Origin of the sequence: Pseudomonas mosselii (genome assembly GCF_019823065.1) — a bacterium.
GTDB lineage: Bacteria > Pseudomonadota > Gammaproteobacteria > Pseudomonadales > Pseudomonadaceae > Aquipseudomonas > Aquipseudomonas mosselii.
This window is the reverse complement of sequence record NZ_CP081966.1, coordinates 1045391-1063341: the sequence shown is the minus strand read 5'-3', so window position 1 is coordinate 1063341 and position 17951 is coordinate 1045391. Positions and strand designations below refer to the sequence as shown.

13 protein-coding genes are annotated in these 17951 nt (G+C 66.7%); 9 read left to right on the top strand and 4 right to left on the bottom strand.

The annotated features are described in order from the left end of the window. The first annotated feature begins 182 nt into the window (after nucleotides 1-182). The 7 genes from K5H97_RS04820 to K5H97_RS04790 all read left to right on the top strand — a co-directional run bounded on the left by K5H97_RS04820 (nucleotide 183) and on the right by K5H97_RS04790 (nucleotide 10295). On the top strand, nucleotides 183-1346 hold the full coding sequence (locus K5H97_RS04820) for an efflux RND transporter periplasmic adaptor subunit (RefSeq protein WP_028689810.1): 1164 nt from the start codon (nucleotides 183-185) through the stop codon (nucleotides 1344-1346). Further along, entirely contained in the window at nucleotides 1343-4435 is a 3093-nt protein-coding gene (locus K5H97_RS04815; protein WP_028689811.1) for a multidrug efflux RND transporter permease subunit, read from the top strand. Before K5H97_RS04820 ends, K5H97_RS04815 begins: the two co-directional genes overlap by 4 nt. Nucleotides 4436-4444: 9 nt before the next feature. After that, nucleotides 4445-5116 carry a heavy metal response regulator transcription factor gene (locus tag K5H97_RS04810; RefSeq protein ID WP_028689812.1) on the top strand — a complete coding sequence of 224 codons (672 nt, stop codon included), beginning with the start codon at nucleotides 4445-4447 and terminating at the stop codon, nucleotides 5114-5116. A 123-nt stretch (nucleotides 5117-5239) separates the two neighbouring features. Then, complete coding sequence (locus K5H97_RS04805) at nucleotides 5240-6655, top strand: heavy metal sensor histidine kinase (protein WP_028689813.1); 1416 nt, start codon at nucleotides 5240-5242, stop codon at nucleotides 6653-6655. Nucleotides 6656-6785: 130 nt separating this feature from the next. Next, nucleotides 6786-7010 (top strand): hypothetical protein, encoded by a 225-nt coding sequence (locus K5H97_RS04800; RefSeq protein ID WP_023631633.1) that lies wholly within the window; start codon nucleotides 6786-6788, stop codon nucleotides 7008-7010. A 205-nt stretch (nucleotides 7011-7215) separates the two neighbouring features. Further along, nucleotides 7216-8526 (top strand): OprD family porin, encoded by a 1311-nt coding sequence (locus tag K5H97_RS04795; protein ID WP_028689814.1) that lies wholly within the window; start codon nucleotides 7216-7218, stop codon nucleotides 8524-8526. A gap of 272 nt (nucleotides 8527-8798) precedes the next feature. Next, a complete protein-coding gene (locus K5H97_RS04790) occupies nucleotides 8799-10295 on the top strand; it encodes a sensor domain-containing diguanylate cyclase (protein ID WP_028689815.1) in 1497 nt (498 codons plus the stop codon). Between the two features lie 130 nt (nucleotides 10296-10425). Here the strand turns inward: K5H97_RS04790 and K5H97_RS04785 are convergent, their stop codons facing one another. Further along, nucleotides 10426-10902 carry a ferritin-like domain-containing protein gene (locus K5H97_RS04785; RefSeq protein WP_028689816.1) on the bottom strand — a complete coding sequence of 159 codons (477 nt, stop codon included), beginning with the start codon at nucleotides 10900-10902 and terminating at the stop codon, nucleotides 10426-10428. A gap of 204 nt (nucleotides 10903-11106) precedes the next feature. On the opposite strand from K5H97_RS04785, the gene K5H97_RS04780 reads away from it, so the two are divergent. Together K5H97_RS04780 and lepB are read left to right on the top strand one after the other, a co-directional pair. Continuing rightward, entirely contained in the window at nucleotides 11107-11331 is a 225-nt protein-coding gene (locus K5H97_RS04780) for a DUF3820 family protein (RefSeq protein WP_028689817.1), read from the top strand. A gap of 66 nt (nucleotides 11332-11397) precedes the next feature. Beyond that, nucleotides 11398-12174, top strand: a complete 777-nt coding sequence (gene lepB / locus K5H97_RS04775; RefSeq protein ID WP_028689818.1) for a signal peptidase I — start codon at nucleotides 11398-11400, stop codon at nucleotides 12172-12174. An 82-nt stretch (nucleotides 12175-12256) separates the two neighbouring features. On the opposite strand, the gene K5H97_RS04770 is transcribed toward lepB, so the two are convergent. Genes K5H97_RS04770 through ptsP form a run of 3 tightly spaced genes read right to left on the bottom strand, consistent with a single transcriptional unit; the run spans nucleotide 12257 to nucleotide 17774 of the window. Next, the gene (locus K5H97_RS04770; RefSeq protein WP_028689819.1) at nucleotides 12257-13978 is read right to left on the bottom strand and encodes a PTS fructose-like transporter subunit IIB; all 1722 of its coding nucleotides are present in this window, start codon (nucleotides 13976-13978) and stop codon (nucleotides 12257-12259) included. Then, nucleotides 13978-14925: a 1-phosphofructokinase gene (gene pfkB / locus K5H97_RS04765; protein ID WP_028689820.1), complete on the bottom strand. Its 948-nt coding sequence runs from the start codon at nucleotides 14923-14925 to the stop codon at nucleotides 13978-13980. The genes K5H97_RS04770 and pfkB overlap by 1 nt, the downstream gene beginning before the upstream one ends. Continuing rightward, complete coding sequence (gene ptsP / locus K5H97_RS04760) at nucleotides 14925-17774, bottom strand: phosphoenolpyruvate--protein phosphotransferase (RefSeq protein ID WP_028689821.1); 2850 nt, start codon at nucleotides 17772-17774, stop codon at nucleotides 14925-14927. The genes pfkB and ptsP overlap by 1 nt, the downstream gene beginning before the upstream one ends. Between the last annotated feature and the right edge of the window lie 177 nt (nucleotides 17775-17951).

The window sequence follows — 17951 nt, the reverse complement described above, 5'->3', positions numbered from 1 at the left end:
CGACTTTAGGGGCAAACGTCGGTGCAATATTGATCCACGGCAGGGTATTGGCACTTGGCCATCAACCCGCCGAAACTGACAGCCGTGACAGCCAGGCGTCACGCTGCCGACCCGCTCGGCGCGCTATAACCCTGCAATAGCCGAATCTTTTCCCCAGCCCCTTGGCCAAGGTGCCCGCCCCGATGCGACGTCCGTCCCGTTCCCTCGTTATCACTGGCCTGGCCCTCGTCCTGCTGGCCGCCGTCGGCACCTGGCAGGAGTTGCGCCAGCAAGCTCCAGCCAGCCGCGCCGCCAGCGCGGTCCCGGTGCGGGTGGTCGCGGTGGCCCAGCAGGATGTACCGCGCTACCTCAGCGCCATCGGCTCGGTGCTGTCGCTGCACAGCGTCGAGGTCCGCCCCCAGGTCGAGGGCGTGCTGACCCAGTTGTTGGTCAAGGAAGGCCAATGGGTCAGCCAGGGCGACCTGCTGGCCACCCTCGACGACCGGGCGATCCGCGCGAACCTGGATCAGGCCCGCGCCCAGCTCGGCCAGACCCAGGCGCAGTTGCAGGTCGGCAACGTCAACCTCAAGCGCTACCAGCTGCTGAGCACCGACGACGGCGTGTCGAAGCAGACCCTCGATCAGCAGCAAGCCCTGGTGAACCAGTTGCAGGCGACCCTCAAGGGCAACCAGGCGGCCATCGACAATGCCGCGGTACAGCTCAGCTATACGCAGATCCGCTCGCCGGTCACCGGCCGCGTCGGCATCCGCAACGTCGACCCCGGCAACCTGGTGCGCACCAGCGACACCCAGAGCCTGTTCAGCGTCACCCAGATCGACCCGATCGCCGTGGAGTTCGCCCTGCCCCAGCAGCAGCTCCCCGTCCTGCAGAGCTTGCTGAAATCGCCCACGCCCGCTGAGGTCGAGGCGTACATGGACGCCGACGGCGAACGCAGCCTGCTCGCCAGGGGCCACCTGATGCTGATCGACAACCAGGTCTCGGCCACCACCGGCACGGTGCGGGTCAAGGCCGAGTTCGACAACCAGGATGGCCGCCTGTGGCCCGGCCAGCTGGTCACCGTGCGCCTGCGCACGGCAGTGGACGAGGACGCCCTGGTGGTGCCGCCGCCAGTGGTGCAACGCAGCCTCGACGGCCACTTCGTCTACCGCCTGGATGGCGACAAGGTCAGCGCCGTGCCGGTCAAGGTGGTATACCAGGACAGCACGCTGAACGTCATCGCCGGGGTCAAGGCCGGCGACCGCCTGGTGCTGGACGGCCAGTCGCGGCTCAAACCCGGCAGCACCGTCGAGGTCACGCCCGACGCCCCCGCCCCGGCGGAGATGGCCGACCGCAGGAGCCAGCCATGAACACCCGCAACGGCCTCTCGGCCTGGTGCATCGACCACCCCATCGCCACCCTGCTGCTGACCTTCGCCCTGGTGCTGCTGGGCGCCATCGCCTTCCCGCGCCTGCCGGTGGCGCCCCTGCCCGAGGCCGACTTCCCGACCATCCAGGTCACCGCCCAGCTGCCCGGCGCCAGCCCGGAAACCATGGCCTCGTCGGTGGCGACGCCCCTGGAGGTGCAGTTCAGCGCCATCCCCGGCATGACCCAGATGACCAGCAGCAGCGCCCTGGGCTCGACCAACCTGATCCTGCAGTTCACCCTCGACAAGAACATCGACACCGCCGCCCAGGAAGTCCAGGCGGCGATCAACACCGCCACCGCGCGCCTGCCCCAGGACATGCCCAGCCCGCCGACCTGGCGCAAGGTCAACCCGGCCGACAGCCCGGTGCTGATCCTCACCGTCAGCTCGACGCAGATGCCCGGCAACCAACTGAGCGACTACGCCGAGACCCTGCTGGCCCGCCAGCTCAGCCAGATCGACGGGGTCGGCCTGATCAACATCACCGGCCAGCTGCGCCCGGCCATCCGCGTGCAGGCCCAGCCCGAGAAGCTCGCCGCCATCGGCCTGACCCTGGCCGATATCCGCCTGGCCATCCAGCAGACCAGCCTCAACCTGGCCAAGGGCGCGTTGTACGGCGAGCACAGCGTGTCGACCCTTGCCGCCAACGACCAGCTGTTCCACCCCGAGGACTACGCCAGGCTGATCGTCAGCTACCGCAACGGCGCGCCGGTGCACCTGGCCGATGTGGCCAAGGTGATCGATGGCGCCGAGAACGCCTATGTGAAGGCCTGGTCCGGCGACCGGCCGGGGCTCAACCTGGTGATCTTCCGCCAGCCCGGCGCCAACATCGTCGACACCGTGGACCGGGTGCTCGACGCCCTGCCGCGCTTGCAGGAGATGCTGCCGGCGGCGGTCGATGTCTCGGTGCTGCAGGACCGTACCCAGACCATCCGCGCCTCGCTGCATGAGGTGGAGCTGACCCTGATGATCGCCGTGGCCCTGGTGATCGGGGTGATGGCGCTGTTCCTGCGCCAGTGGTCGGCGACCTTCATCGTCTCCAGCGTGCTCGGCGTGTCGCTGATCGCCAGTTGCGCGCTGATGTACGTGTTCGGTTTCAGCCTCAACAACCTCACCCTGGTGGCCATCGTCATCGCCGTGGGCTTCGTGGTGGATGACGCCATCGTCGTGGTGGAGAACATCCACCGCCACCTGGAGGCCGGCGACGACAGCCGCACCGCCGCGCTCAAGGGCGCCGGCGAGATCGGCTTCACCGTGGTGTCGATCAGCTTCTCGCTGATCGCCGCGTTCATTCCGCTGCTGTTCATGGGCGGCGTGGTCGGCCGGCTGTTCAAGGAGTTCGCCCTGACCGCCACCGCGACCATCCTGATCTCGGTGGTGGTCTCGCTGACCCTGGCACCGACCCTGGCCGCGCTGTGCATGCGCCGCCCGCCCGACGAGCAGCACGGCGGCCTCGGCCAGCGCCTGGTGCGCTGGTACGAAAAGGGCCTGGACCGGGCCCTGGCGCACCGGCGCGTCACCCTCGGCGTGTTCGGCCTGACCCTGGCGCTGGCGGTGGCCGGCTACGTGGCCATCCCCAAGGGCTTCTTCCCATTGCAGGACACCGGCTTCATCCTCGGCACCACCGAGGCGGCGGCGGATGTCTCCTACCCGGCGATGATCGCGAAACACCAGGCCCTGGCGAAGATCATCGAGGCCGACCCTGCGGTGCGCGCCTTCTCGCACTCGGTCGGCGTCACCGGCAGCAACCAGACCATCGCCAACGGCCGCTTCTGGATCTCCCTCAAGCCCCGTGGCGAACGCGACGTCTCGGCCAGTGAGTGGATCGACCGCATGCGCCCGAAACTGATGCAGATCCCCGGCATCGTCCTGTACCTGCGCGCCGGGCAGGACATCAACCTCAGCTCCGGTCCCTCGCGCACCCAGTACCAGTACGTGCTCAAGAGCAACGACGGCGTGGCGCTGAACCTGTGGACCCAGCGCCTGACCGAGCGCCTGCGCGAAAACCCGGCGTTTCGCGACCTGTCCAACGACCTGCAGCTGGGCGCCAGCGTCACCCGGATCGACATCGACCGCCAGGCCGCGGCGCGCTTCGGCCTGACCACCACCGACGTCGACCAGGCGCTGTACGACGCCTTCGGCCAGCGACAAATCAGCGAGTTCCAGACCGAGACCAACCAGTACAAGGTGATCCTCGAGCTGGACGCCCGCCAGCGTGGCAAGGCCGAAAGCCTCAACTACTTCTACCTGCGCTCGCCGCTGTCCGGCGAGATGGTGCCGCTGTCGGCCCTGGCCCATGTCGCGCCGCCCAGCACCGGCCCCCTGTCGATCAGCCACGACGGCCTGTTCCCAGCGGCCAACCTGTCGTTCAACCTGGCTCCCGGCGTGGCCCTGGGCGATGCGGTGCAGATCCTCGAACGCACCCAGCGCGAGCTGGGCATGCCCGACTCCATCGCCGGCAACTTCCAGGGCGCGGCCCAGGCGTTCCAGAGCTCGCTGTCCAGCCAGCCATACCTGATCCTCGCCGCGCTGGTGGCGGTGTACATCATCCTCGGCGTGCTCTACGAGAGCTTCGTGCACCCGCTGACCATCATCTCCACCTTGCCCTCGGCGGGCCTGGGCGCGCTGATCCTGCTGTGGCTGATGGGCCAGGACTTCACCATCATGGGCCTGATCGGCGTGGTGCTGTTGATCGGCATCGTCAAGAAGAACGGCATCCTGCTCATCGACTTCGCCCTCGACGCCCAGCGCCACCAGGGCATGACGCCCGAGCAGGCGATCCGCCAGGCATGCCTGGTGCGCTTCCGTCCGATCATCATGACCACCCTGGCCGCGCTGCTCGGCGCGGTGCCGCTGATGTTCGGCTTCGGCACCGGCGCCGAACTGCGCCAGCCGCTGGGCATCGCCGTGGTCGGCGGCCTGCTGGTAAGCCAGGCGCTGACGCTGTTCACCACCCCGGTCATATACTTGGCCCTGGAGCGCCTGTTCCACCGCCGCCGGGCCGCTGCCGCCCCCGCGCCGACCGCCAGTTGAGACAAGACCATGCGTGTGCTGATCATCGAAGACGAAGAGAAAACCGCCGACTACCTGCATCGCGGCCTCACCGAGCAGGGCTTCACCGTCGACCTGGCCCGCGACGGCATCGACGGCCTGCACCTGGCCCTGGAAGGCGACTACGCGGTGATCGTGCTCGACGTGATGCTGCCGGGCCTGGATGGCTACGGCGTGCTGCGCGCACTGCGGGCGCGCAAGCAGACGCCGGTGATCATGCTCACCGCCCGTGAGCGGGTCGAGGACCGTATTCATGGCCTGCGCGAAGGCGCCGACGACTACCTGGGCAAGCCGTTCTCGTTCCTTGAACTGGTCGCCCGCCTGCAGGCGCTGACCCGACGCAGCGCCATTCATGAGCCCTTGCAGATCCAGGTGGCGGACCTGTGGATCGACCTGATGGCACGCAAGGCCACCCGCGCGGGATCGCGCCTGGATCTCACCGCCAAGGAGTTTTCGCTGCTCAGCGTGCTGGCCCGGCGCCAGGGTGAGATCCTGTCCAAGACCGCCATCGCCGAGCTGGTCTGGGACATCAATTTCGACAGCGACGCCAATGTCGTCGAGGTGGCCATCAAGCGCCTGCGCGCCAAGCTCGACGGGCCGTTCGACAACAAACTGCTGCATACCATTCGAGGCATGGGTTATGTCCTGGAGCACCGTGGGTAGCCCGGGGGGCGCTGCGCGCCCCACTCGCGACGCAAGGCCGCTCTCACAGCGGCTCGCGGTCTCTTGTGGGAGCGGCCTTGTGTCGCGAAAGGGCTGCAGAGCAGCCCCAGGGAGCGACAGCCCATGACCCTTTTCCGAAGCAAACCCGGCAACTCCATCGCCCTGCGCCTCTCGGCGCTGTTCACCCTGGTGGCCCTGGCCGTGTTCGTGCTGATCGGCAGCGCCCTGTACCGCCAGGTCGACCGCAGCCTCGACCTGCTGCCGGCCGCCGAACTGGACGCGCGCTTCAGCGTGCTCGAATCCACCCTCAACCGCTACGGCACCCCCGAGCACTGGGCCAAGATCAACAACAAGCTCAACCTGCTCAGCGAGGAAGACCGGCGCATCCGCTTCTGGGTGGTGAGCAGCAACCCGGCCTTCGAGTACGGCCGTCCCACCGAGCAGGTGCGCGGCTTCGCCGAGGGCGCGCCGGGCATGCGTGACCTGCGCCTGAGCGACAGCCCCTACCCGTACAAGGTGCTGGTCAGCGAACTGCCGGCGCTGGGTGAGCGCCCGCCGCTGCGCTTTCTGATCGGCATCGACACCGAGACCTTCTGGCAGGCCCAGCACAGCCTGCTGGTGGCCATCGTCGGCCTGGCCGCCCTCGGCGTGCTGCTGGCCTCGCTGCTCGGCTACTGGGTCGCGCGCATCGGCCTCAGGCCCCTGCTGGCGCTGTCGGACGAAGCCCAGGCCCTGGCCCCGCCGCGCCTGGACGACCGCCTGCAGACCCGCGACCTGCCGCCGGAGCTGGCGCAGTTCGCCGGCGCCTTCAACGCCGCCCTCGACCGGGTCAGCCAGGCCTATTCGCAACTCGAGGCCTTCAACGCCGACGTCGCCCACGAACTGCGCTCGCCGCTGACCAACCTGATCGGCCAGACCCAGGTCGCCCTGACCCGCGGGCGCAGCGCCGAGCACTACTTCGAGGTGCTGCAATCGAACCTCGAAGAGCTGGAGCGGCTGCGCAGCATCATCAACGACATGCTGTTCCTGGCCAGCGCCGACCAGGGCAGCAAGGCCACCTCGCTGACCAGCGCCTCGCTGGCCGAGGAAGTGGCCACCACCCTCGACTACCTCGACTACATCCTCGAGGACGCCCAGGTCAGCGTCAGCGTCAGCGGCGACGCCCAAGCCTGTTTCGAAAAGGCCCAGCTGCGCCGGGCGCTGATCAACTTGCTCAACAACGCCGTCCAGCACACCGCGCCGCACCAGGTGATCCAGGTGCGCATCGAGGCGGGCGAGGAACAGGTCAGCATCGCGGTGAGCAACCCAGGGCCGGCGATTGCCGACGAGCACCTGCCGATGCTGTTCGAGCGCTTCTACCGAGTGGATGCAGCGCGTGCCAACAGCGGCGGCGGCAACCACGGACTGGGCCTGGCCATCGTCAAGGCGATCGCCCTGATGCACGGTGGCAGTGTTTTCGTGCACAGCCAAGCCGGCGCCAATACCTTCGGCATTAACCTGCCGAACGCTCAACTACGCGGGTTTGCGGTAAAAGTCTGAGTGTTTTTGCCGCGATCATTACTTTTTGCGCAACAGTGCTTATCTGAACAGCCTCTGTTTCCCCGCTGTTTACAGGACTAACTTTAGCCCTGTCTCCATTAGCACTTGCCACGCAAGAAGGTTGCATCAAATGTCCAACAGTATGGGTATTGCCAGCGTGTTCGTCCTGTCTTCCCTGTTGTTGTCGCCCCTGGCCATGGCCGAAGAATCCCCGGCCTTCGTTGCCCGTAACGCCGAACTCGCCGCAGTTCACCAGGAGGCGCGTGACGCTTACGCCGCACAGCAGTCCGCTGCGGCAAAAGACGCACAGCAGACAGCCTCCAAGGTATCTGTCGATACCGATGCCGATAGTTGACCGGCCACGTCAACTGTTTCCAGTTTTCCCTGGGCTACACCATGGGCACTGCCTGTGACGATATGTTAGCCTTTCAAAGCCGCTGCCTTTCAGCGGCTTTTTTTATGCGTCGAAAATATCAGCCTGGCTGTTACGTCTCTAATAAGAACTTGCAGACACGACAATAAAAAACTGCCCCATCGCTTGACCAAAGGAGTGTGTACCGGTGTCTTTTGCGTTTCGTTTCACCCCGTTGTTCGTTGCATTGGCCGCAACGATGCCCATGGCCGCACAGGCCGATGAAGACAAGGCTGATGGCTTCATCGAGGGTTCCACGCTGAACCTGCATTTCAGAAATGCCTACTTCAACCGCAACGAGAAGAATGCCTCGATCAAGGACAAGCGCGAGTGGGGCCAAGGTGCCGTCGCCCGCTTCGAGTCCGGCTACACGCCCGGCGTGATCGGTTTCGGCCTCGACGCCCACGCCATGGTCGGCCTGAAGCTGGACGGCGGCGGCGGCCGCGCCGGCACCTCGATCCTGCCGAGCGCGCCGGAAGACAAGGCACGCCATGCCTTCTCCACCGCTGGCGGCGCGATCAAGCTCAAGGGCTTCGATACCGAGTTCAAGGCCGGTGACCTGTTCCTCACCAACCCGGTGATCGCCGGTGGCGAAAGCCGCATGCTGCCGCAGACCTTCCGCGGCGTCGCCGTGACCAACCGCAGCATCGACGGGCTGATGCTCGAAGGCGGCAAGGTCAGCTTCACCAAGCCGTACAACCAGAGCGGCCACCGCCGCATCAACACCTACTACAGCAACCAGACGCCCGAGCAGGACAGCCAGAACCTGAGCTGGGCCGGTGCGTCCTGGAGCGGCACCGAAGGCGTCACCGCCAACGTCTACGCCGCCGAGCTGAAGGACATCTGGAACCAGTACTACGCCGACTTCGACTACACCTACGCGGTCAACGACCTGGTCAGCCTGAACCCTGGCGTGCACTTCTATCACACCCAGGACACCGGCCAGTCAAAGCTGGGCGACATCGACAACAACACCTGGAGCGTGCACTTCACCGTCGCCGCCGGGTACCACAGCGTCACCGCCGCCTACCAGCGGGTCAACGGCGACACGCCGTTCGACTACATCAACCTGGGCGACAGCATCTTCCTCGACAACTCGCGCATGTACTCGGACTTCAACGCACCGAACGAGCGCTCGTGGAAGCTGCAGTACGACTATGACTTCGCCGGCCTCGGCATGCCGGGCCTGAGCACCTCGCTGTCGTACTCGCGCGGCAAGGCCGACCTGACCAAAGCCAGCCAGGACACCCAGTACTACGCTTTCTATAACGCCGACGGCGAGAATGCCCGGCACTGGGAGCGTGACTTCGACGTGAAGTACGTATTCCAGCAAGGCCAGCTGAAGGACCTGTCGGTGCTGCTGCGCTATGCCACGCACCGGGCCAACGCGGCGTACTCGAACATCCAGGACAACAACGAATTCCGCGTGATCGTGGATTATCCGTTGAACGTGTTCTGATCTGAAACCGATCGCGGGGCAAGCCCGCTCCCACGACCATGACCTGGCCTTGGCCTTGGCCTTGGCCTTGGCCTTGGCCTTGGCCTTGGCCTTGGCCTTGGCCTTGGCGAATGGTGGGAGCGGGCTTGCCCCGCGATGGGCCTACTGAATCATTTCCGTCGGCCAAATCAGCTTTGATCTTGTCCGACAATCCCGCGTTGCCTAAAATACTGCCGCCGCTTTCCGGCCCACTCCCCATGGATCCCGGGGCTTATGCAGTTGCGAGCATGACGTTGCCCACCCGATCACCACGATCCGCCCTGTACAAGTCACACCCCGAGCTGGTCCTCAACCTGGGCAGCTGCCTTGCCGTGCTCGCCATCGTGGCCATCGTCAGCTACCTGCTGGCCCGCGAGCGCGACAGCGTCGAGCAGTCGGCGATGCGCTCGTCGAGCAACATCGTGCAACTGATCGAAAGCGACATCCTGCGCAACGTCGAACTCTACGACCAGTCGCTCAAGGGCCTGATCTGGGCCGTGCAGCACCCCGAGCTGCTCAACGTACCCGCCAAGCTGCGCCAGCAGATCCTCTTCAACCAGGCCTTCTCAGCCCCGGTGCGCGGCGACATCCTCTGGCTCGATGCCAAGGGCGACGTGCTTGGCGACTCCACCAGCGTGGTGCCGCGCCAAGCCAACTTCGCCGACACCGTGCCCTTCCAAGCCCACCGCGACCGCCCGGGCCTGGGCCTGCTGATCAGCCCACCGTTCAAGGCGCGGCTGGGCAACCTGGACTGGTGCATCAGCTTCAGCCGGCGCATCTCCGGCGCCAACGGCGAGTTCCAGGGCCTGGCCGCCGGGGCCCTGCGCCTGTCTTACTTCAACGAATTGTTCCAGCGCCTGGACATCGGCGTGGACAGCAGCATCAACCTGCTCAACACCGACGGCCAGCTGCTGGCGCGCCAGCCGACCCGGCCGCAGGATCCGTTGATCGGCACCAGCTTCAGCGAGCGCCCCAACTTCAAGCGCATCCTCGAGGAGCGCAGCGGCAGCTTCACCGCCCACTCAACGGTCTATGAAGGCCTGCGTATCTACACCTTCGCCCGGGTCGCCGACCTGCCGCTGATCGTGCTGGTGGCGCACTCGGCCGACGAGGTGTTCCAGTCGTGGCGGCGCACCGCGATCGTGGTCAGCGTAGCCACCGGCGTGCTGTGCATCGGCATCCTCTGGCTGACCCTGCTGCTGGGTCGTGAACTGCGCCGCCGCCACGATGCCGAGCAAGGCCTGGCCACCCTCGCCGCCACCGACAGCCTCACGGGCCTTGCCAACCGCCGCCGCCTGGATCAGGTGCTGCGTCAGGAGTGGGCGCGGGCGCAGCGAAACCGCAAACCACTGGCGGTGCTGATGGTGGATGTGGATCACTTCAAGGCATTTAACCAACGCCACGGCCATGCGGGCGGCGACCATGTGCTGCGCGAGGTGGCCACGACCCTGGAGCTGTGCATCCGGCGCCCGGCGGACATGGCGGCGCGCTATGGCGGTGAGGAATTCCAGGTGGTGTTGCCGGAGACTAACCTGGCGGGTGCGCGGCTGCTGGCCGAGCGCATTCGCGCCAGCGTAGAGGCGATGCCGCCGTTCGGCGATGATGAGCGATCAGTGACGGTCAGCGTAGGAATCGGCTTGTATGTACCGGGCACCGCGCAGGATCTGTCGGCACTGCTGGCCGATGCGGATGAGGCGTTGTACCGCGCCAAGGCCAATGGCCGTAATCGGGTGGAAGGGCCTGAGACTTGAGGCGCTGGGGCCGCTATGCGGCCTTTCGCCGGCAAGCCGACTCCCACAACGACCACATCAAAATGCAGCCATGTGCCATCTCGTGAGAACCGGCTTGCCAGCGAGAGGGCTGCAGAGCAGCCCCTCAAACTCAAGACTGAGCGCGAGCTGCGTTACGCAGAGCCTTCACCTGGTCATGATTGCGCTGCACACCCTGCAGTTGCTTCTCTACCAGTGCATAGCTTTGGTCATTGACCGAGCGCCCCAACTTGACCAGCTTCTCACGGGCCTCTTTGTAGGCCTTGAGCGCATGGTCTTCACCGCGCTCCACCTCGTTTAGCACCGCCTCTTCATCCTTGCCGGTGACCATTGACTTGAGGTTGACCCAGCCACGGTGCAGGTCGCCGCTGATGCTGGTGCTGGTCTCTGGATCGCCACCCAGCCGGCGCACTTCGCTCTGCAGCTCGGCCGCAGCACTGGCGCACTCGCTGGCGCGCTGTACGAAGAAGGCTTTGAGTTGGGGATTCTTCACATCCTCGGCAGAGGTCTTGAAGCCTTTCTCACCATCCTTGCTGTACTCGATCAGGTCGTTGAGTACGTCAATCGTGTCTTTGTTGGGATTGCTCATGGCAACAAACTCCTTGGCAGGTGATAGTCACCTTTACCGGAGCAGACTTCGTGCCAGGCTAATGAATAGAAAAATAACTATAAAAATCAACAAGTTGAACCAAACAATCAAAAACCTGAAAACGGCGTTCTGCATGATCGCCGCTTGGGTCGTCGTGCAGTTTGCAGTATGGTCCGCGCTCAACCCGCCACAGGCCGATGCTCGATGAAACCTGAAACCCTGCAACTGCTGGTCACCCGCACCATGCCCTTCGGCAAGTACCAGGGCCGTATCATCGCTGACCTGCCGGGCGACTACCTGGCGTGGTTCGCCCGCAAGGGCTTCCCGCCCGGGGAGCTGGGCGGGTTGCTGGCGTTGATGCATGAGATCGACCACAACGGGTTGGGTGATCTGCTGAAACCGTTGCGGGCAAAGGCATCGCGACGCTGACTCATCAAGAACGCTCGACACCTGCCGAAATAAACAGACCACGTTTTCAAGGACGAATCACCTTTCATGCCATCTCGCCAATCCGCTTCTTCGGCTTTTGTCATTTCCCTGCTGGTTTCTGGCTGGGGGCTTTTCTATGTTGGACGACGCCGTTGGGCACTGATGCTGCTGGGGCTGATTCTTGCTGACTTCTTCCTGATCGGTCTGTTCGCCACGCCCAGAGCGTTGATCGTCGGCCTGTCCATCGTGCTGGCTCTCAAGTTCGGTTCGGCGTGTCTTGCGGCCTGGATCGCCCTGCGCGGTCAAGCGGGGAGCGAACCCCCTGGCGCACAACTGGTGGCCTACGCCGCAACAGTGGTGGCCATGGCCGCGGTGTTGGTGGCACTGCGCGCACCACTGTTCGGGTACCAGCTCGACCAGGTTCCTTCAGGTTCGATGGAGCCAACGCTGCAGATAGGCGACCACATCATCAGTGACCATCGTTTCAGCGAAGCCCTCAAGGTCGGCGATATCGTGCTGTACCGTCAAGGCACTAGCGAGGCCTTCAAGCGTGTGGCCGGAGTGGCCGGAGACCGGCTGGAAATCGTCGGGGGCGAGTTGATCGTCAATGACCGCAACCTGGGGTTGTTCCATGCGCCGCAGGACATGGTGCGCCGCCCAGAATCACTGAGCCTGGCACCCGTGACGGTCGAACCTGGCCACGTCTACCTGCTCGGCGACCGTCGCGACAACAGCAACGACAGCCGCTACATCGGCCAGGTCGCGGTAGCTGACGTGACCGCGAAAATCACCGGTATCTGGTACTCGAAGCATCGCCAGCGGATCGGCATGACGTTCGAATGACCCTCGCGGGGCTAGCCCGCTCCCACATCACATGTACCATCAGGCATGGGAGCAGGCTTGCCGCGCGAAGGGCCCTGCCGGCCTACCCCTTGGCCGGCGCCACCACCATCTCCACCTGTTCGCTCTTCTTGATCACGGCATACACCACCGCCGTCAGCAGGCTGCCGGCCACGATCGCCAGCAGGTAAAGCAGCGCATGGTTGATCGCGTTGGGGATCAGCAGCACGAACAGGCCGCCATGGGGCGCCATCAGCTTGCAGCCGAAGTACATCGACAAGGCCCCGGTCAGCGCGCCACCGGCGATGCTCGCCGGGATCACCCGCAACGGATCCTTGGCGGCGAACGGAATCGCCCCTTCAGAGATAAAACACAGCCCCAGCGCCAGCGCGGCCTTGCCGGCCTCGCGCTCGCTCTGGGCAAATTTGCGCCGGGCCAGAAAGGTGGCAATGCCCAGGCCGATCGGCGGCACCATGCCGGCGGCCATGGTCGCGGCCATTGGCGCATAGCTCGACGACGCCAGCAGCCCTACCGAGAACGCATAGGCAGCCTTGTTGATCGGTCCGCCCAGGTCTACACACATCATGCCGCCGAGCAGCAGCCCGAGCAGAATTGCGTTGGTGGTGCCCATGCTGTCGAGAAAATGGGTCAGCCCTTCAAGCATGGCGGCCACGGGCTGGCCGACCACGTAGATCATCACCAGGCCGGTGAACAGGCTGGCCAGCAGCGGGATGATGAGGATCGGCTTTAGCGCGTCGAGGCTGCTGGGCAGGCGCACCCAGCGGGCGATGGCCTTGGCGCTGTAGCCGGCCAGGAAGCCGGCGACGATGCCGCCGATGAACCCCGCCCCCAGCGTGCTCGCCAGCAGGCCGCCGATCATCCCGGGCGCCAGGCCCGGGCGGTCGGCGATGGACCAGGCGATGTAGCCGGCGAGCAGCGGCACCATCAGCTTGAACGCCGCCTCGCCGCCGATCTGCATCAGCGCGGCGGGCAACGTACCGGGCTCCTTGTAGGCCTCGATACCGAACACGAACGACAGCGCGATCAGCAGGCCGCCGGCCACCACCATCGGCAGCATGAACGACACCCCGGTCAGCAGGTGCTTGTAGACGCCAGTCTTCTCGGCCTGCTGCACCGCGCCAGGCGCCCCCCCCGCAGCCTCTACCTTGCCCTCGGCCAGCGCCTTGTCCAGCGTGGCGCGGGCCTGCTTGAGGGCAATGCCGGTACCGCAGCGGTAGATGCGCTTGCCGGCGAAACGCGCAGCCGGCACCTCGATATCGGCGGCCAGCAGCACCACGTCGGCCTCGGCGATGGCCTCGGCCGGCAGCGGGTTACGCGCGCCAACCGAGCCCTGGGTCTCCACGGTGAGCTGGTAGCCCATGGCCTGCGCCGCCTGTTGCAGCGCTTCGGCGGCCATGAAGGTATGGGCCACGCCGGTCGGGCAGGCGGTCACCGCGACGATTTTCGGCGCGCTGCCCAGTGGAGCCGGTGTCGCCTCGTGCACCCGAGCCTCGGCGGCGGCTTGGTCAAGAAACCCCTCGCGGTCCGCCAGTGCCTGGGCCGGCGTGCTCTGGTACACGCGCTTGCCCGCGAAGCGCGCCAGGTCCAGCGCCCCGGTGCTGACCACCAGCACCCAGTCGGCCTGTGCAATCTGCGCCATGGTCAGGCGGCGCTCGGGGTGCTCGGCATCCTGCACCTCGACACTGGTGCTCCAGCCCCGACGCTGGGCCGCGGCGGCCAGCAGGCGGGCGCTGAGCACGCTGGACACCTGCCCGTTGGGGCAGGCAGTGACAATGGCAATGTTCATCAGCAACCCTCTTCTTGTTGTTCTACCAGGTGCACGGCAGCCTCCAGGCGGGCCAGTTGCTCGCGATCCTGGATGCCGAAGCCGACCTGGGTGACCGCCTGGGCGGCGATGGCGGTGGCACGGCGCAAGGTGGCGGCGGGCGCCTCGGCCTGGAGCAGGCCATGGACCATGCCGGCGACCAGCGAATCACCGGCGCCGACGGTGCTGGCGATGTGCACCTTCGACGGCTGCGCATGCAGCGCCAGGCCGGCGGCGAACCAGGTCACGCCCTGCTCGCCCTGGGACACCACCACATGCTCGACACCGCTGGCCAGCAAGCGCTGCGCAGCGGCGCGCCGGCCGGCCGGGTCAAGCACGGGCTGCCCAAGCACCTCGCCCAGCTCCTCGGTGTTGGGCTTGACCAGCCAGGGCGCGGCCTCAAGGCCGGCACGCAAGGCTTCGCCGCTGCTGTCCAGGGCCACCTTCAATCCCTGTGACTTGAGCATGAGCAGCAACTCGCGCAGCCATTCGGGGCTGACCCCCTGCGGCAGGCTACCGGCCACCACCACGGCGTCATGCCCCGGGGCCACCTCGGCCAGTCGGCGCAGCAAGGCGTCGCGGGCGGCCTCGTCGACCTGCGGCCCCGGCCCGTTGATATCGGTGACCAGGCCATCGGCCTCGACCAGCTTGATGTTGCTGCGGGTCTCGCCGGGCACGCGGACGAAGCAGTCGGCGAACCCACGCCAGGCAATCAGCGCCTCGAACGGCGCCAGGTTGTCGAGCCCGAGAAAACCGCCGACGGTCACGCTGTGGCCCAGGTCGGCCAACACCTGGGCGACGTTAAGCCCCTTGCCGGCGGCATGGCTGTGCTGAGCCTGGCTGCGGTTGACCGCGCCGGGGCGCAGGCGCTCGAGGCTGATGGTGATATCCAGCGCCGGGTTGAGGGTAAGGGTGAGGATCTTGGCCATCAGTAACGCTCCACCAGCGCCCGGACTGCCTCGGCGCTGTCTTGTTGCAGGGCCTCGCGCGCCAGGGCGCGGGCCGTCGAAAGGTCGGCCTGGCGTACCAGAGCCTTGACTTCAGGGATGCTGCGGGCGGCGACGCTCAGCTCGTCCACCTCCAGGCCCAGCAGCACGGCGACGGCCTGCGGATCGGCCGCCAGTTCGCCGCACACGCCAACCCACTTGCCCTGGGCATGGGCGGCGCGCACGGTCATGTCGATCAGGTTGAGCACCGCGGGGTGCAGGCCGTCGGCCTGGGCCGAGAGGCTCGGGTGGCCACGGTCGATAGCCAGGGTGTACTGGGTCAGGTCGTTGGTGCCAATGCTGAAGAAGTCCACCTCGCGGGCCAACTGCGGCGCCAGCAGGGCGGCCGACGGTACCTCGACCATGATGCCCACCTGCAGGTCGGCCACTGGAACCTCCTGGCGCAGCCGCTCGACCATGGCCTTGGCGGCACGCCATTCATGGAGCTGACCGACCATGGGGAACATGATGCGCAGCGGGCGATTGTCCGCTGCGCGCAGCAGGGCCCGCAGCTGGTCTTCCATCACTTGCGGGCGTTGCAGGGTCAGGCGCACGCCGCGCACGCCGAGGAACGGGTTCTCTTCCGCCGCGATCGGCCAGTACGGCAAGGGCTTGTCGCCGCCCACATCAAGGGTGCGCACCACCAGCGGGCGCCCGCCCAGGCCGTCGAGCACCCGGCGGTACTCGGCCTCCTGGGTGGCCACATCGGGCAGTTGCGGGTGGGCCATGAAAATCAGCTCGGTGCGCAGCAGGCCGACGCCTTCGGCGCCCTGTTCGACGACTTTGCCGATGCCGCTGCTTTCGCCGATGTTGGCGAACACTTCGACGGCGTGGCCGTCGCGGGTCAGGGCCGGCTCATGGCGGTTGGCCCAGGCGATCTGCAAGCGCCGCTCGCGGGCATCACGCTCGGCCAGCGCCCTTTGCAAGCGGGCCTCGGGCGGCGCGACCTCGACCTGCCCGCGCTGGCCATCGAGCAGCAGTGGCGTGCCGTTCTCCAGCAGCAGCACGGCCGCGCCGGCCCCGACCACCGCCGGGATGCCCAGCGCCCGGGCGACGATCGCGCTGTGGGCCGTGGCGCCGCCCTGGGCGGTGACGATGCCGGCGACCCGCGCCGGGTCCAGGCGCGCCACATCGGACGGGCCCACCTCGGCCATCACCAGCACGTAGGGCTGCTCGGGCTCGACCACCGTCTGCACGCCACACAACTGGGCCAGCACACGGCGACCGATATCGCGCAGGTCGGCGGCGCGCTCGGCCAGCAGCGTGTCGTGCAGCGCCTCCTGCTGGCGGGCGGCGCTCTCGATCACCGCCATCCACGCGGCGGCGGCGCTCTCGCCCTGGGCCAGGCGCACCTCGACATCATCGGTCAGGGCCGGATCGGCCAGCATTTCCTGGTGGGTGATGAAGATTTCGCCGATGGCCTTGTCGCTGCGTTGCACCAGGGCCTGCAGGTCGGCGTGCACCTTGTCGATGGCCACTCGCAACCGGGCGCGCTCCTGGCCCGGCGACTCGCCGCGCAGCGGGTAGTCGATCTCGCGCTCGACGCACACATGGGCCGGGCCACTGGCAATGCCCGGCGCGGCCGCGACACCCTGCAGGGTGCTGCCGGGCGCCGGAGCCTGGAGGGTTTCGATGGGTGGCGGCTCCACAGCTGCCGTTTGCGGCAAGGGCTCGACCTCCTCGCCCAACCCCTGCTCGATGGCGGCCAGCAGCACCGGCAAGGCATCGGCGGCAACGCCAGGTTCGGCGATCAGTTCCAGCACCTGGCCACGGCGAGCGCCGAGGCTCAGCAGCTTGCTCAGGCTCTTCACCGAGACGGCGGGCTGGGCGCTATCATGCAGGCGGATGCGGATCTCGCCCTCGAAGCCCTTGGCCAACTGCGCCAGCGCCTTGGCCGGACGCGCATGCAGGCCATGGGCGTTGGCCAGCACCACCCGAGCGCTGGGCCAGTCGGCGGGCGCCTCGCCGCCGAGCACTTCGAGCACGGCGCGGCTGCTGGTGGCCTGGTAGAGCATCTGCCCACGGCCCTCGATCAGCACCTCGCACAAGCGCTCGAGCAATGCCTGGTGGGCGGCGCCGAGGCTGGCCAGGCAGAACAGGCCATTGAGCGGCTGGTCGCGGTAACGCAGTGGCTGCTGTGGAGTAACGAAGGCCAGGCCCGGTTGACGCACCTCGCGTTCACTGTGCAGCCACCACAGGCCTTCGCCCAGCGGCAGCGGCTCGGTCTGCTGCAGCACGGCGGCAAAGCCGCTGTCGGCACAGCCGCCGCGTTGCAACAGGCGGGCGCCGCGCCAGGCCAGCTCGTCGAAATCTTCCGCCGCCAGGTTGAGGCCGACCAGTTGGGCATCCAGCGCCAGCTCGCGCGGCGCGCCCTGCAGCAGTTTGAGCAGCGCCTCGGCGGAGCTGGCCCGGCGCAGCGCCTCGGCCAGGTCGGTTTCGCCCAAGGCACGGGTCAGCAACTGCAGCAGACGCAGGTGTTCATCGGAGCGGGCGGCGATGCCAATGGCCAGGTAGACGATCTGGCCGTCGCCCCAGTCCACGCCATCGGGGAACTGCAGCAGACGCACACCGGTGGCGTACACCAGCGCGCGGGTCTGCGGCGTGCCGTGGGGGATGGCGATACCCTGGCCGAGGAAGGTCGAGCCCTGCGCCTCCCTGGCCTGCAGCCCCGCCAGGTAGCCCTCGGCGACCAAGCCATCGGCAACCAGTCGATCGGCCAGCAACGCCAGTGCCTCGCCCTTGTCGGCGGCACGCTGGCCCATGGCAATCTGCTCCACGGCAAGCTCGAGCATGACCCTCTCCTTTTGCGGCAGCCCTGTTGGCTACCGAGGTATTGTTGTGGAATTCGACGGCAAAAGCCGCCAAAACGATCAGCGCAACGGGCGAATGCGTATTTCCAGGCAGGAAATTTCGTCTTGCTGAAACGTTTAATCTGACCAGACGGCCACGTTACTCGATAATCTGCCAAC